The sequence below is a fragment of the Pseudomonas sp. URMO17WK12:I6 genome (genome assembly GCF_003253625.1).
Lineage (GTDB): Bacteria > Pseudomonadota > Gammaproteobacteria > Pseudomonadales > Pseudomonadaceae > Aquipseudomonas.
In genome coordinates, this window is sequence record NZ_QKYZ01000012.1 from 116,108 (window position 1) to 131,586 (window position 15,479).

At 61.4% G+C, this 15,479-nt stretch carries 10 protein-coding genes; 2 read left to right on the forward strand and 8 right to left on the reverse strand.

Going from position 1 to position 15,479, the window contains the following annotated elements; genetic code table 11:
- Positions 1-3: 3 nt before the first annotated feature.
- The 7 genes from F475_RS21310 to F475_RS21340 form a co-directional block, all read right to left on the reverse strand.
- Complete coding sequence (locus tag F475_RS21310; RefSeq protein ID WP_111454669.1) at positions 4-2,721, reverse strand: nitrate reductase; 2,718 nt, start codon at positions 2,719-2,721, stop codon at positions 4-6.
- Positions 2,721-3,038, reverse strand: coding sequence for a nitrite reductase small subunit NirD (nirD, locus tag F475_RS21315; RefSeq protein ID WP_018925265.1), 318 nt, complete (start codon positions 3,036-3,038; stop codon positions 2,721-2,723). Before nirD ends, F475_RS21310 begins: the two co-directional genes overlap by 1 nt.
- Positions 3,035-5,488 carry a nitrite reductase large subunit NirB gene (nirB, locus tag F475_RS21320; protein ID WP_007940642.1) on the reverse strand — a complete coding sequence of 818 codons (2,454 nt, stop codon included), beginning with the start codon at positions 5,486-5,488 and terminating at the stop codon, positions 3,035-3,037. Before nirB ends, nirD begins: the two co-directional genes overlap by 4 nt.
- Positions 5,489-5,873: 385 nt before the next feature.
- Positions 5,874-7,544 carry a bifunctional protein-serine/threonine kinase/phosphatase gene (locus tag F475_RS21325; protein ID WP_064619175.1) on the reverse strand — a complete coding sequence of 557 codons (1,671 nt, stop codon included), beginning with the start codon at positions 7,542-7,544 and terminating at the stop codon, positions 5,874-5,876.
- 7 nt (positions 7,545-7,551) lie between these two features.
- Entirely contained in the window at positions 7,552-8,763 is a 1,212-nt protein-coding gene (locus F475_RS21330; protein WP_018925267.1) for a NarK/NasA family nitrate transporter, read from the reverse strand.
- Between the two features lie 255 nt (positions 8,764-9,018).
- On the reverse strand, positions 9,019-9,594 hold the full coding sequence (locus tag F475_RS21335; protein WP_018925269.1) for an ANTAR domain-containing response regulator: 576 nt from the start codon (positions 9,592-9,594) through the stop codon (positions 9,019-9,021).
- Positions 9,595-9,609: 15 nt separating this feature from the next.
- A complete protein-coding gene (locus F475_RS21340) occupies positions 9,610-10,821 on the reverse strand; it encodes a CmpA/NrtA family ABC transporter substrate-binding protein (RefSeq protein ID WP_111454670.1) in 1,212 nt (403 codons plus the stop codon).
- A 226-nt stretch (positions 10,822-11,047) separates the two neighbouring features.
- Between F475_RS21340 and F475_RS21345 the strand changes: the two genes are divergently transcribed.
- Positions 11,048-12,067 (forward strand): quinone-dependent dihydroorotate dehydrogenase, encoded by a 1,020-nt coding sequence (locus F475_RS21345; protein ID WP_026286344.1) that lies wholly within the window; start codon positions 11,048-11,050, stop codon positions 12,065-12,067.
- Positions 12,068-12,378: 311 nt separating this feature from the next.
- Here the strand turns inward: F475_RS21345 and rmf are convergent, their stop codons facing one another.
- The gene (gene rmf / locus F475_RS21350; RefSeq protein ID WP_003223300.1) at positions 12,379-12,594 is read right to left on the reverse strand and encodes a ribosome modulation factor; all 216 of its coding nucleotides are present in this window, start codon (positions 12,592-12,594) and stop codon (positions 12,379-12,381) included.
- 531 nt (positions 12,595-13,125) lie between these two features.
- Here rmf and rlmKL point away from each other — a divergent pair.
- Entirely contained in the window at positions 13,126-15,396 is a 2,271-nt protein-coding gene (gene rlmKL / locus F475_RS21355; RefSeq protein ID WP_018925272.1) for a bifunctional 23S rRNA (guanine(2069)-N(7))-methyltransferase RlmK/23S rRNA (guanine(2445)-N(2))-methyltransferase RlmL, read from the forward strand.
- Positions 15,397-15,479 lie beyond the last annotated feature (83 nt).

The following is a 15,479-nucleotide window of genomic DNA, read 5'->3' on the forward strand; positions in this document are numbered from 1 at the left end:
TCCTCACGAGGTGACGGCGACTGGCTGCGCAGTGGCGGCCAGTAAACGCTTGATTTCCGGGACGCAGGAGCCGCATTGCGTGCCGCAGCCCAATTCTTGTTTCAAACCTTGCAAGTCCAGGCCACGGCTGATTCCGGCACAGATTGCGTTCTGGCTGACGTTCATGCAGTTGCACAGGGTTTTGCTGCCGGATGCAGGGGCGCCAGCGTTGCCTGGTGGCGCACTCAACGGTGCCAGCAGCCAACGGCGCAGTTGTTCGTCGGCGCGACCTTCGAGCCACAGGCTTTGCAGCCAATGTTGGGCGAGTGTTTCACCGGCCAGGCGAATCGCGGTGATCCGGCCGTTCTCGATACGCACCCGTTTACCGATCGAACGCCGGGGATCGTCATAAGCCAATACCGGGCCGTCGTTGAGCCCCAGGCATTGATCGATATCGCGCAACAACTGCGGCTCTGGCGCGGTGGCGCTGGCGGCGCGTATCAGCAGCGCGGGACGCTCACGGCCGGCCAAGCTGAGGCTGGCGTAGGAAAACGCCTCGCAGAGTGGTCGCAGCGTCTCCAGGTGCTGTTGAACATCGCCTTCGATCAGGGCGAAAAGCTGCCAGGGCAAGTGCACAGGCTCGAGTCGCACACCGCTGTGTTTGAGTTCCGGTTGCTTCGACAACGGATCGAAGGCGGGAAGGGTGAGGGTATTCACACCGCCCTTGAGAAAGCGGTCGCCCCAATGCATCGGCAGGAAAGCCTGGCCCGGACGTACGCTGTCGTCGCTGCTGACCGGCAGGATCACCGCGCCCCGGCGACTTTTCAGATTGATCAGGTCGCCAGGTTGCAGGCGATGCCGACGCAGTTCATCCGGGTGCAGGCTCAACACGGCTTCGCTGACATGGCCGAACAGCTGCGCGGCGGTGCCGGTGCGGCTCATGCCGTGCCATTGATCGCGCAGGCGGCCGGTGATCAAGGTCAGCGGGAAACGCGCATCGCGTTGTTCCTTGGCGGCGCGATAGGGGTCGGTCACGAACTGCGCACGCCCGCTGGCGGTCGGGAATACCCCGTCAAGGTACAATCGCGCGGTGCCTTCGCGGGCTCCGGCGGGGAAGGGCCATTGCTGCGGTCCGAGCCGGTCGATCAACTCATGACTGATCCCGGACAGGTCGAGGTCGCGGCCGCGAGTCAGTTGTTTGTATTCGTCGAAGACCTGTGCCGGGGTTTCAAAGGCAAACAGGCTGGAGGCTCCGGGACGCAGGTGTTTTTCCAGGCGCTGTGCGAAATCCACAGTGATCGCCCAATCGGGCCGTGCTTCACCGGGGGCGCCGATGGCTCGGCGGACGTGGGAAATGCGTCGCTCGGAGTTGGTAACCGTGCCGTCCTTTTCACCCCAACTGGCGGCGGGCAGCAACAGGTCGGCGAATGCGGCGGTTTCGGTGGTGTGGAAGGCTTCCTGCAACACCACGAACGGGCAGGCTTGCAGTGCCTCGCGCACAGTGGTCTGGTCCGGCAGCGACTGGGCAGGGTTGGTGCAGGCGATCCACAGGGCTTTGATCTTGCCGCTGCGCATCTGCTCGAACAGTTCGATGGCCGTGAGCCCGGTGTTTTCGGGCAGTTGATCGACGCCCCAGTAGGCGGCCACTTGCGCCCGGTGTTCGGCATTGGCCGCTTCGCGATGACCCGGCAGCAGGTTTGACAAACTGCCGGTTTCCCGGCCGCCCATGGCATTGGGCTGACCGGTCAGCGAGAAAGGTCCTGCACCGGGCCGGCCGATTTGCCCGGTAGCCAAGTGCAGGTTGATCAGCGCGCTGTTCTTCGCGCTGCCGGCGGTGGACTGATTCAGCCCCATGCACCACAGCGACAGAAAGCTCGGTGACGTGCCGACCCATTCCGCGCATTGGTACAGTTGCTCGACGCTGATGCCACAGAGTTGCGAAACCATTGCCGGGGTGTAGTCGCGTACCAGGTTTTTCAGCTCGGCCAAGCCTTCGGTGTGGGCCTTGATGAAGTCGCGGTCGATCCAGTCTTCCCACAGCAGCAAGTGCAAAATCCCATGGAACAACGCGACATCGGTACCGGGCAGAATCGCCAGGTGCAGGTCAGCCAGATCGCAGGTGTCGGTGCGCCGTGGGTCGATGACGATGACTTTCATTTGCGGGTGGCGGGATTTGGCTTCTTCCAGGCGACGAAACAGGATCGGGTGGGCGTAGGCCATGTTGCTGCCGACGATCATCACGCAGTCGCTCAATTCCAGGTCTTCGTAGTTGCAGGGCGGAGCATCGGCGCCGAGGCTGCGCTTGTAGCCGACCACCGCTGAAGACATGCACAGCCGTGAATTGCTGTCGATGTTGTTGGTGCCCACCAGCGCCCGCGCCAGTTTGTTGAAGGCGTAGTAATCCTCGGTCAGCAATTGCCCGGAGATATAGAACGCGACGCTGTCCGGGCCGTGTTCGGCGATGGTCTTGGCGAAGACACTGGCGGCGTGATCGAGGGCGCTGTCCCAATCTGTGCGGCTGCGAGCCAGTCCTTTGCCCAGGCGCAGTTGCGGGTACAAGGCCCGCGCCGTCAGGTCGCCGGTCAGATGCAAGGTCGAACCTTTACTGCACAATTTGCCGAAGTTGGCCGGGTGCGCCGGATCGCCGCTGACGCCGAGAATGCGCTCGCCGTCGTGCTCGATCAGCACGCCGCAGCCGACCCCGCAGTAGCAGCAGGTGGAGGCGGTGATTTGGCGGTCCATCAGCTTGCTTCCCGCAGAGCCAGCAGCACCCGGCCATTTTCGACCCGTGCCGAATGATGGTGGGCACAGCCGATATCGGGAGCCTGGGCTTCGCCGGTTTCCAGGTCGATCTGCCAGTTGTGCAGCGGGCAGGCGACCCGTTTGCCGTAGATCAAACCCTGGGACAGCGGCCCGCCCTTATGCGGGCAGCGGTCGTCGAGGGCGAAAACCTCATCGTCGCTCGTACGAAAAATCGCGATGTCGCCTTTCGGGCCGGCGACGATCCGCGAGCCCAGGGTGTTGATCTCTTCCAGTGCGCAGATATCCAGCCAGTTCATACCGACACCTCCAGGTTCTTCACGGGAATGACCTCGAATTCTTTTTTCAGCAGTGGTTGCTCGAGGCGTTCCTTCCACGGGTCCTGTTCGAACGACAGGGAGAATTGCAGGCGTTCGTTGAGTGCCTTGCGCCGTACCGGGTCTTCCAGCACGGCTTTCTTGATGTGTTCCATGCCGACCCGTTGCAGGTAATGCACGGTGCGCTCGAGGTAGAAGGCTTCTTCACGGTACAGCTGCAGGAAAGCGCCGTTGTATTCGCGCACCTCTTCAGCGGTTTTCAACTTGACGAAGAATTCAGCGACTTCGGTCTTGATCCCGCCGTTGCCACCGATGTACATCTCCCAGCCGGAATCCACGCCGATAATTCCGACGTCCTTGATCCCCGCTTCCGAGCAGTTGCGTGGGCAACCGGAGACAGCCAGTTTTACTTTGTGTGGTGACCACATGTTGAACAGGTCATGTTCGAGCTCGATGCCCAGTTGCGTGGAATTCTGGGTGCCGAAGCGGCAGAACTCACTGCCGACACAGGTTTTCACGGTGCGGATGGATTTGCCATAGGCGTGGCCGGACGGCATGTCCAGGTCTTTCCAGACGCCCGGCAAGTCTTGCTTTTTGATCCCCAGCAAGTCGATGCGTTGGCCGCCGGTGACCTTGACCATCGGCACGTTGTACTTGTCGGCCACGTCGGCGATGCGCCGCAGTTCTGAAGGATTGGTCACACCGCCCCACATCCGCGGGACGACAGAGTAAGTGCCGTCTTTCTGAATGTTGGCGTGGGCGCGTTCGTTGATCAGGCGCGATTGCGGATCGTCCTTGGCTTCGCCGGGCCAGGTGGAAATCAGGTAGTAGTTGAGCGCCGGGCGGCAGGTGGCGCAGCCGTTCGGCGTGCGCCAGTTCAGGTAGCTCATGGTGCCGGCGATGGTCAGCAGATGCTGGTCGCGGATGGCCTGGCGGATTTGCCCGTGGTTGAGGTCGCTGCACCCGCAGATGGCTTTTTCGCTTTTCGGTTTGACGTCTGCCGCACCGCCCACGGTGTTGATCAGGATCTGTTCGACGAGGCCGGCACAAGAGCCGCAGGAGCTGGCGGCCTTGGTGTGTTTCTTCACGTCGTCGACGCTGAACAGCCCGTGTTCCTGAATGGCTTTGACGATGGTGCCTTTGCACACGCCGTTACAGCCGCAGACTTCGGCGGTGTCGGCCATGCTCATGGCTTTGTCCTGGCCTTGGTGTCCTACATCGCCTAAAGCATTTTCGCCAAACATCAGGTGATCGCGGATCTCGCCGATGGCATGGTTCTCACGGATCTGCCGGAAATACCAGCCGCCGTCTGCCGTATCGCCGTACAGGCAGGCGCCGACCAGCACGTCATCCTTGATCACCAGTTTTTTGTACACCCCGCCGATCGGGTCGGAGAGGGTGATGGTCTCGGTGCCTTCGCCGCCCATGAAGTCGCCGGCGGAGAACAGGTCGATGCCGGTGACTTTCAATTTGGTCGACGTCACCGAGCCCTTGTAAGTGGCGAAGCCCAGTTGGGCGAGGTGGTTGGCGCACACCTTGGCTTGTTCGAACAGCGGTGCGACCAGGCCGTAGGCGGTGCCGCGGTGGCTGGCGCATTCACCGATGGCGTACACCCGAGGGTCGTAGGTTTGCATTGTGTCGTTGACCAGAATCCCGCGGCTGCAAGGGATGCCGGCTTTTTCCGCCAGTTCGGTGTTGGGGCGAATGCCGGCGGCCATCACCACCAGGTCGGCGGGGATGATGTCGCCGTTCTTGAACTGCACTGAGCCGACCCGGCCATTGCCGGCGTCGTGCAGGGCCTGGGTCTGTTCGCACAGGCGGAAATGCAGGCCACGGGCTTCCAGGGCGGTTTGCAGGAGTTGGCCGCTGGTTTTGTCCAGTTGGCGCTCCAGCAGCCATTCGCCGATGTGCACCACGGTGACGTGCATGCCCCGCAGCATCAGGCCGTTGGCGGCTTCAAGGCCCAGCAGGCCGCCACCGATGACCACGGCGTGCTTGTGGGTCTTGGCGGTGTCGATCATCACTTGGGTGTCGGCAATGTCGCGGTAGCCGATCACGCCCTGCAAGGTATTGCCGGGGATCGGCAGGATGAACGGGGTCGAGCCGGTGGCAATCAGCAGGCGGTCGTATTCAGCCTCGGTACCGTCTTCGGCGATGACCCGGCGTTTGACCCGGTCGATCTCAACCACTTTGCGGTTGAGCAGCAGCTTGATGTTGTTTTCCAGGTACCAGTCCAGATCGTTGAGCACGATCTCTTCGAATGTCTGTTCGCCAGCCAGTACGGGGGACAGCAGGATGCGGTTGTAGTTGGTATGCGGTTCGGCGCCGAAGACCGTGATGTCGTACAGCTCATTACTCAGCTTGAGCAGTTCTTCCAGGGTACGAACCCCGGCCATGCCGTTGCCGATCATCACCAGTTTTAGTTTTTTCATCAGGTTCTCCGGGGAGCTCGGGCCTGCCTCATCAGGGCATTCAGGCCTTGCTCGACAAAATTTTGCGCAAACAAAAAAAGGCGTCCCGCTAGCTAACTAGCGAGGACGCCTTTGTCCTTGTCCCGTTCTCTCGGGCAGCGCAGCCTTCTACGTTGAAGGCCGGGCTTTATGTCTGTTGGGAAAGGTAATGCAGTGGTTGTGCCAAGTCTCGCAAGGGCCGGATTTATGGGCTCTGGTCATGGGAGGAGGGTGTTTGCGTGCACCGGTTCAAGGCGCGATGCCCGGTTTTGAAGCAGAAAAATCAAAAGATCGCAGCCTACGGCAGCTCCCGCAGGAGATCGTGGGCTCCCGAAGGAGCTGCCGCAGGCTGCTATCTTTTGATCTTTTAACCGTGAAACAACAAAAACAGCAGCACCAGATTCACCAGCAACGACACCAGTGCCAACGTCCGCCAAACCTTCAACGGCTCGCGCTCCAGCAACGGTCTGGGTCGCACGCTCAAACTGCGTCGTTCTCCCTGTTCCAGCAGCAACAACCATTCTTCGGCCGTTTCAAAGCGCTGATCCGGGGCTACCGCCACCGCGCGCTCCAGACTTTGCGCGATCCATTCCGGCAGGTCGGGCCGGTAGCGACTGGCGCTGACAGGCACGCCAAACCGTGGGCGCTGGAACGCTTCGATTTCGCCGTAGGGATAATGCCCGGTGAGCAGGTAGTACAGGGTCACGCCGACGGCATACAGATCCTGTTGTGGTGTCGGCAGGTCGCCGCGGAACGCTTCTGGCGCGATATAGCTGGGCGTTCCAGGCAGGGCGAAGGCTTGATCTTCGGACAGCCCCGGACAGTAGGCGAGGCCGAAATCCAGCAGGCGCAACTCGCCGTCGTCCCCCAGCAGCAGATTCTCCGGTTTGATATCGCGATGCAGAATCTGCCGTCGATGCAGGATGCCGACAGCCCGCAGCAAGCGTTCGGCCAAGTCCTGCCATTGCGCCAGTGGCAGCGTTGTGACGCGCTCATGCAACTCAGCCAGGGTCGATCCGGAATACTCACGCATCACGTAATACAAATGCTGACGCTGACTGGCGGCATGGACTTCAGGGAAATGCCGACCGGCTACACGCTTGAGAAACCATTCCTCCGACAACAATGCCTGCCCGGCCTGGTGATCGTCACGCAGAGCGCCGGGCAAGGTTTTCAGCAGCCAGCGCTGTTGTTGTGCATCGCGCACCCGGTAGAGCAGCGATTGCTGGCTCTGGCCGAGGATCCCTTCGACCTGCCAGCCTTCGAAGGTCTGGCCCGGTTTCAGTGCAGGCGGCAGAGGCCATTGCTGCAGGTGAATCAGTGCATCGCCAATGCTGGTTTCGCCAAGGGCATCGACCCGCACCAGCAGGGCGCTGGCATTGTCCTGGCTGCCGGCCAGGTGCGCGGCGCTGACCAGGGTCTGCGCGGCACTGTTGAGGTCAGGTTGATCGCGCAGAATCGCCGCGATGGCGGTATCGCCCAGCACGGCCCAGATGCCGTCGCTGAGCAGCACGAAACTCTCGTTCAGGCGCAGTTCGCCATCCAGAAAGTCCAGCACCAGATGTTGATCCAGCCCCAGGGCCCGCTTGAGCACATGCTGCATGCCCGGCTGGTCCCAGACGTGATCCTCGCTCACCCGTTGCAAGGTGTCGGCGTGCCAGCGGTAAACCCGGCAATCGCCGACATGCGCCAGGGTGAAACGCCTGCCGCGCATCACCAGGGCACTGACCGTGGTCAGCAGCGGTTGCCCGCCGCCGTTGGCCTGCAGCCAGCGGTTTTGCGCCAGCAGCAGGCGATCGAGTGCCTGGGCGACACCCCAGGTTTCCGGTGTGGCGTAATAATCCAGCGCCAACGCCTGCAAGGTCGAACGGGCCGCGAGACCGCCATCGGCGCATTGGCTGACGCCGTCGGCGATGGCGAACAGGTAACCCTTGCTCGCCGCCAGTGCCGGGGCCGGAGTGACCAGGCGCAGAGCGTCCTGGTTCTCCTCGCGAGGCCCTATGGCGCTGGCTTCGGCAAAACTCAGTTGCAGGCTCATTCAATCCTCACACCCGAGCAGCGGTGACGGCTGCCGAACCCCAAGTGGTTCTCCAGCGACGTTTCACCCCGTGCAGACCGAACCAGGCGAGTACGCCGAGGCTGGCGAACAACCACAAGGCCATTTGATAGCTGCCGGTACTTTGCTTGATCGCGCCCATGCCGGCCGCCAGTGCGAAGCCACCGATGCCGCCGGCCATGCCGATCAAACCGGTCATCACACCGATCTCCCGACGAAAACGCTGTGGGACCAACTGGAATACGGCACCGTTACCTGCACCTAAACCGAGCATAGTGCAGACGAAAAGGGCCAACGCTGCGTAGGAACTCGGCAGATTGAAACCCACGGTCGCAATGCAGATCGCTGCCACGGTGTACATCGCCAACAGGGTGCGAATCCCGCCGAAGCGATCCGCCAGCGCGCCGCCCAGCGGACGCATCAGGCTGCCACCGAACACGCAAGCAGCGGTGTAGTAACCGGCAGTGACCGGGCTCAGGCCGTATTGGTCATTGAAGTAGCCGGGCAGGGCGCTGGCCAGGCCGATGAAGCCGCCGAAGGTCACGCTGTAGAAAAACATGAACCACCAGCTGTCGCGGTCACCCAGGGCCTTGAGGTAGTCGGCCATGGACTTGGCTTTCGGCCGCTCAGGGGCGTTCTTGGCCAGCCAGGCGAAGACGATCAGGGTCAGGATCAACGGGATCAGGGCGAAGCCGAACACGTTGCTCCAGCCATACGCGGCAGCCAGCACCGGGGCGATCAGGGCGGCCAGCACGGTGCCCGAGTTACCGGCACCGGCGATGCCCATGGCTTTGCCTTGGTGCTGCGGCGGATACCATTGCGAGGCCAGCGGCAGGGCGACGGCGAAGGACGCACCGGCCATGCCGAGGAACAGGCCCAGCAACAGCGCCTGCTCGTAACTGTGGATGCCGACTTTCCAGGCAACGAGCAGGGCGCTGATGACGATTATCTGGCCGATGATCCCGGCGGTTTTTGGCGACAGGCGATCAGCCAGCAGGCCCATCGCAAAGCGCAGTACGGCACCGGCCAGAATCGGCGTGGCCACCACCAGCCCGCGCTGTTGGGTGGTCAGGTGCAGGTCAGCGGCGATCTGCACCGCCAGGGGGCCGAGCAGGTACCAGACCATGAAGCTCAGATCGAAATAGAGGAAGGCTGCGAACAGTGTCGGGGTATGGCCGGATTTCCAGAAGCTTGAATTCATCGCGCACCTCAGCTGTCAGGCGTATCAAGAAGGAGTCATGAGCTTGCAGGTGGGGCGCCGCAACGGCCGCACCACCAGCCCCGGTCTCTGGGGCCAAAACGGAAAAACGCCGCTACCTGATTCGCAAAAGGGGGCGAATGAGGTGAGCGACGTCTTTGTCGTAGGTGGGGCAACCGCCGTTGGTTACCTTGCAGGGATTACTTAGCGAGATCTGTGCCAACACGTGAGATCGAGGCTTGCCCGCGATAGCGTCCTTCAGCCAAGCAACTCACTCATGGCAATGATTTGCTCCGCCACCTGTATCAGCTTCTGCTGGCGGCTCATGGCCTGGCGGCGCATCAGGGTGTAGGCCTCTTCTTCATTGCAGTCCTTCATCTTCATCAGCAGCCCCTTGGCCAGCTCGATGCGCTTGCGCTCGGCCAGTTGCTGGTCGCGGGCGTGCAGTTGCGCGCGCAGGGCCTGATCGCTTTCAAAGCGAGCCATGGCCACGTCGAGAATCGGCTGCAAGCGTTGTGCGTGAATGCCTTCGACGATGTAGGCACTGACGCCGGACTTGATCGCCTGGCGCATCACGCCGGGATCGTGCTCGTCGGTGAACATCACGATTGGCCGTGGTTGGTCGCGAGTAACCAGCACCACTTGTTCCATCACATCGCGGCTCGGTGACTCGGTATCGATCAGAATCACGTCCGGACGCACCGTTTCGACGCGCGCGGGCAGGTCAATGGTCAGGCCGGACTCGTCGATGACTTCGAACCCGGCTTCGGTCAGGGCCGCTTTCAGACGCCCGACTTTTTTCGCGGTGTCATTGATCAGCAGGATACGCAACATATTCGCAGGCTCCTGTCAGCGGCTGGCGAGAAGGGGGGCGCTGTCGCTCATGGCGTGCAGCGTGAAGCTGCGGGCATAGCCGGCCGGGTCCGAACCGTCCCAGACTTTGCCGTCGATCAGTTGACTGCTGCGCATTTCCTGAACCTGGGCGGGCACGCCGACAGCGGTGGCGGCCTCTCGGTATAAGTCTAGTTGCTGAACCTCACGGGCTACGCCGAGGTAATCCGGGTCGTCACGCAATAAGCCCCAGCGACGGAACTGGGTCATGAACCACATGCCGTCGGACAAATACGGCAGATTGACCTCGCCGCCACTGTGGAAACGCATCGCGTGTGGGTCTTGCCAGTGATTGCCCAGGCCGTCGGTATAGTCACCGAGCAAGCGCGGTTCGATGCAATCGAGCGGGGCATCCAGGTATTCGGGTGCGCTCAACAGTTGTGCGGTGCTGCGGCGATTTTCGCGGCTGGCTTCAATGAAGCGGCTGGCCTCGAGGATCGCCATCACCAGGGCCCGGGCGGTATTGGGGTATTGATCGACGAAGGCGCGGGTGCAGCCGAGGACTTTTTCCGGGTGGTCGGGCCAGATGGTCTGAGTGGTGGCCATGGTGAAACCGAGATTCTGTCGCACCGCACTGGCAGCCCACGGTTCGCCGACGCAGAACCCGTCGATGCGCCCGGCTTGCAGGTGCGCGACCATTTGTGGCGGCGGCACCACCACGCTGTCGACATCCTGCAACGGATGAATGCCCTGGCTCGCCAGCCAGTAATACAGCCACATGGCGTGGGTGCCTGTGGGAAATGTCTGGGCGAAGGTCAGTTTTGGGCGACTTTGGTGCACGTGATGGTCCAGTGCTTCAGGACTGGTCACGCCCAGGGCCTGCAAGCCGTGGGAGAGGTTGATGCTCTGGCCGTTCTGGTTCAGGCCCATGAGCACGGCCATGTCGGTGGAGGCTACGCCGCCGATGCCCAGGTGCACGGCGTAAATCAGGCCGTACAGGCTGTGGGCGGCGTCGAGTTCGCCGCTGACCAGTTTGTCCCGCAGGTTGGCCCAGGACGACTGGCGCTTGAGGTTCAGGGTCAGACCGTAAGGCTGGGCGAAGCCCTGGGTGGCGGCGACCACCACTGAGGCGCAGTCGCTCAGAGCCATGAAGCCAAGGTTTATTTCGGTTTTTTCCGGGGCATCGCTGCCGTTGACCCAGGCCAGTGGGCCGGCTGATGGTTCATTCATCGATTTGCACCTTCCAAAAAAAACGTCGTCCCATGGCCTCTGCGCGAGCAGAGCCGGTGACGACGCCATTGTCCTTCCACTCATTCCGTCGTTGGCATGAGTGCTGATGATCATGTTGGTGCAAGGCATATGCCATCGCTGGCTGATTTTGTCGTGCGCCTCGCCTGTGGACTCGATGCGCGGCTATAATCGCCGCCTCTCATCGCCACCCGAGTCAAGCCTGCCCATGTACACCCTGGCCCGTCAGCTGCTGTTCAAACTTTCCCCGGAAACCTCCCACGATCTGTCCCTGGACCTGATCGGCGCGGGCGGGCGTTTGGGCCTCAACGGCTTACTGTGCAAGGCACCGGCGAAAATGCCGGTGACGGTCATGGGCCTGGAATTCCCGAACCCGGTGGGTCTGGCGGCCGGTCTGGACAAGAACGGCGCGGCGATCGACGGGTTTGCCCAACTGGGTTTCGGTTTCGTCGAAATCGGTACCATTACCCCGCGTCCGCAACCGGGTAATCCGAAACCACGGATTTTCCGCTTGCCGCAAGCCGAGGCGATCATCAACCGCATGGGTTTCAACAACCTCGGCGTCGATCACTTGCTCGCTCGCGTGGCGGCGGCCAAGTACAAGGGCGTGCTGGGCATCAATATCGGCAAGAACTTTGATACGCCGGTTGAACGTGCGGTTGACGACTACCTGATCTGCCTGGACAAGGTCTATGCACACGCCAGCTACGTGACGGTCAATGTCAGTTCGCCGAACACACCGGGCCTGCGCAGCCTGCAATTCGGCGATTCGCTCAAGCAATTGCTTGCCGACCTGGCCACGCGCCGGGCGGAATTGGCCCTGCGCCACGGCAAACATGTGCCTTTGGCGATCAAGATCGCACCGGACATGAGCGATGAAGAAACCGCTCAAGTCGCCCAGGCGTTGATCGAAACCGGGATGGATGCGGTGATCGCCACCAACACCACCCTGAGCCGCGTCGGCGTCGAAGGCCTGGAGCACGGTGACGAGGCGGGCGGGTTGTCCGGCGCACCGGTTCGCGACAAGAGCACCCACACCGTGAAGGTGCTGGCGGCGGAACTGGCCGGTCGCTTGCCGATCATCGCCGTGGGCGGTATCACCGAAGGCAAGCACGCGGCTGAGAAAATCGCCGCGGGTGCGAGCCTGGTGCAGATCTATTCGGGCTTTATCTATAAAGGCCCGGCACTGATTCGTGAATCGGTAGATGCCATCGCCGCGCTGCGCTGAAGCCTGATTTGGGCCCTGATGGTGGGGGCTTTTGTGGCGAGGGAGCTTGCTCCCGCTCGGCTGCGAAGCAGTCGTAAATCCTGCAACCGCGTTTTACCTGACACTCCGGGTTGATTGGTTTTGGGGCCGCATCGCAGCCCAGCGGGAGCAAGCTCCCTCGCCACAGAAACGACTTCACCACCGTAGTTCTTTGCAGGCATAAAAAAGGGCTCCCCGAAGGAGCCCCTGGGCCGAAGCCCGCCGTCCGGATAGGACGTGCGTGGTTAAGTCGTAGCGTAATCAGATTGTCGTGTCGGAGTGTGTGCCCTGTATTAGCCGACGGCGTGAAGTTCGTTGAGTCTGTGGATTCCCGCAGTGCCGGTCATACCGTCCCAATTGTCGCCGCGTCCTTCTCGCCAGCCATTGATCCAGGCTTGGCGTACCGACGGTAGAGTAAAAGGGCAAAGCTCACGGGATTTACCACCAACGCCATATTGATATCCGCGCAAAAATGCTCTTTCCAACGGATCACGCTTAAGTCTTCTCATAGGGTGTTTCCCTCACTTGTTGACTGTATGTATCGCGTCGACCTCAATCGAGGTCAGGCAGAAAAATTCTGCCGTTGGTGGCTCGCTGCCGGCGTCGCGAGCCAAGGTGTTGACGCCGTTGCGACGTCAACCTGAGTGGAGTTCTAACCAATGCGTCACATCGAGGGAATGACCGTTTTGTCATAAGAACGTAACCATAAAGATGGTATGGCCATAAGTAACACGATATTTGTGCCGTGTTGATTGGCCAAAGCCCGGTATGATCGGCCCTTCGCTGGGATGCTGGGGGTTGCGCCTTAACGAGAATGACACCCGTTGCTCTTGGGTATTATTCGACGAAGGGTCGACTTATGACATTTTGTTTCATCAACTTTTTTATCTGCCCTGGCATCTAAGCTCTTTTAACCCGAGCAGTCAGGGTGGGACGGCACACCTTCGTGCCACGCGGGCGTTCTGTTAGAAAAACGCCTGATTGAAAACCGGATCGGCAACGCGTTGCCGGTTCACTTAGCTAAAGGCTCTGGAATTACCATGTCCGATCGTTTCGAACTCTTCCTCACTTGCCCCAAAGGCCTTGAAGGTCTGCTCATCGAGGAAGCCGTCGGGCTTGGCCTTGAGGAAGCACGCGAGCACACCTCGGCTGTGCGCGGCATGGCCACCATGGAAACCGCTTATCGCCTGTGCCTTTGGTCGCGTCTGGCGAACCGGGTGCTGTTGGTGCTCAAGCGCTTCCCGATGAAGGACGCCGAAGATCTCTATCACGGCGTGCTGGATATCGATTGGCAAGACCACATGCTCAACGACGGCACCCTGGCCGTCGAATTCAGCGGTCACGGCTCTGGCATCGACAACACGCACTTTGGCGCCTTGAAGGTCAAGGATGCCATCGTCGACAAACTGCGCACCCCGCAAGGCGATCGCCCGTCCATCGACAAGCTCAACCCCGACCTGCGCGTTCACCTGCGTCTGGACCGTGGCGAAGCCATCCTGTCCCTCGACCTGTCCGGGCACAGCCTGCACCAGCGCGGTTATCGCTTGCAGCAAGGCGCGGCGCCGCTGAAGGAAAACCTCGCGGCAGCGATTCTGATCCGTTCCGGCTGGCCGCGCATTGCCGCCGATGGTGGCGCGCTGGCTGACCCGATGTGCGGTGTCGGCACGTTCCTGGTGGAAGCCGCCATGATCGCCGCCGATATGGCGCCGAACCTGCGCCGCGAGCAGTGGGGCTTCACCGCCTGGCTCGGTCACGTGCCGGCGCTGTGGAAAAAACTCCACGAAGAAGCCACTGAACGCGCTGCGGCCGGCCTGGCCAAGCCACCGCTGTGGATTCGCGGTTACGAAGCCGACCCACGCCTGATTCAACCGGGCCGCAACAACGTCGAACGTGCCGGCCTGAGCGAGTGGATCAAGATTTACCAGGGCGAAGTGGCAACGTTCGAGCCGCGCCCGGACCAGAACCAGAAAGGCCTGGTGATCTGCAACCCTCCGTACGGCGAGCGTCTGGGCGATGAGGCGAGCCTGCTCTACCTCTACCAGAACCTCGGCGAGCGTCTGCGTCAGGCGTGCTTGAACTGGGAGGCGGCGGTGTTCACCGGCGCTCCGGACCTGGGCAAGCGCATGGGCATCCGCAGCCACAAACAGTATTCGTTCTGGAACGGCGCGTTGCCGTGCAAATTGCTGCTGATCAAGGTCACGCCAGACCAGTTCGTCACCGGCGAGCGTCGCACCCCGGAACAGCGTCAGGCCGAGCGTGAACAGGCGGCCTACGATGAAGCACCGAGTGAGCCGCAAGAGCGCAAGTACAACAAGAACGGCAATCCGATCAAACCGGCTCCGGCACCCGCCCCGGTGATCGAGCAGCCGCGCCTGAGCGAAGGTGGGCAGATGTTTGCCAACCGTCTGCAAAAGAACGTCAAGGCGCTGGGCAAGTGGGTCAAGCGTGAAGGCATCGACTGCTACCGCGTCTACGATGCCGACATGCCGGAATATTCCATGGCCATCGACCTGTATCACGACTGGGTCCACGTTCAGGAATACGCCGCGCCGAAATCCATCGATCCGGAAAAAGCCTCGGCGCGGATGTTCGATGCCCTCGCGGCAATCCCGCAGGCGTTGAACATCGACAAGAGCCGCGTGGTGGTCAAGCGTCGCGAACGTCAGAGCGGCACCAAGCAGTACGAACGCCAGAGCGCCCAGGGCAAGTTCAACGAGGTCAACGAAGGCGGCGTGAAGCTGCTGGTGAACCTCACCGACTACCTCGACACCGGGTTGTTCCTCGATCACCGGCCGATGCGCATGCGGATTCAGAAAGAGGCGGCCGGCAAACGCTTCCTCAACCTGTATTGCTACACCGCGACCGCCAGCGTGCATGCGGCCAAGGGCGGTGCGCGCAGCACCACCAGCGTCGATCTGTCGAAAACCTACCTGGACTGGGCGCGGCGCAATCTGTCGCTGAACGGTTTCTCCGACAAGAACCGTCTGGAGCAGGGCGACGTGATGGCCTGGCTCGACGCCTGCCGTGACGAATACGACCTGATCTTCATCGACCCGCCGACCTTCTCCAACTCCAAGCGCATGGAAGGGATCTTCGACGTGCAGCGTGACCAGGTGCAGTTGATCGATCTGGCCATGGCGCGACTGGCACCGGGTGGGGTGTTGTACTTCTCCAACAACTTCCGCAAGTTCCAGCTCGAGGAAAACCTCACCGAGCGTTATGCCGTTGAAGAAATCACGGCCCAGACCATCGATCCGGATTTCGCCCGTAATGGCAAGATCCACCGTGCCTGGAAGATCACTGCTCGCTGACACTTGAGCCTGATTGGATCCACAGAGCCTTGATTTTTAAAGGCTCTTTGGTTCTTTCAGTGCTGGTCAAATTAGTGGCTAAT

Coding starts and splice junctions, on each gene's coding strand:
- rlmKL (WP_018925272.1), top strand. CDS start 13,126: ATGTCCGATCGTTTCGAACTCTTCCTCACTTGCCCCAAAGGCCTTGAA.
- rmf (WP_003223300.1), bottom strand. CDS start 12,594: ATGAGAAGACTTAAGCGTGATCCGTTGGAAAGAGCATTTTTGCGCGGA.
- nirB (WP_007940642.1), bottom strand. CDS start 5,488: ATGAAAAAACTAAAACTGGTGATGATCGGCAACGGCATGGCCGGGGTT.
- F475_RS21325 (WP_064619175.1), bottom strand. CDS start 7,544: ATGAGCCTGCAACTGAGTTTTGCCGAAGCCAGCGCCATAGGGCCTCGC.
- F475_RS21345 (WP_026286344.1), top strand. CDS start 11,048: ATGTACACCCTGGCCCGTCAGCTGCTGTTCAAACTTTCCCCGGAAACC.
- F475_RS21310 (WP_111454669.1), bottom strand. CDS start 2,721: ATGGACCGCCAAATCACCGCCTCCACCTGCTGCTACTGCGGGGTCGGC.
- nirD (WP_018925265.1), bottom strand. CDS start 3,038: ATGAACTGGCTGGATATCTGCGCACTGGAAGAGATCAACACCCTGGGC.
- F475_RS21340 (WP_111454670.1), bottom strand. CDS start 10,821: ATGAATGAACCATCAGCCGGCCCACTGGCCTGGGTCAACGGCAGCGAT.
- F475_RS21335 (WP_018925269.1), bottom strand. CDS start 9,594: ATGTTGCGTATCCTGCTGATCAATGACACCGCGAAAAAAGTCGGGCGT.
- F475_RS21330 (WP_018925267.1), bottom strand. CDS start 8,763: ATGAATTCAAGCTTCTGGAAATCCGGCCATACCCCGACACTGTTCGCA.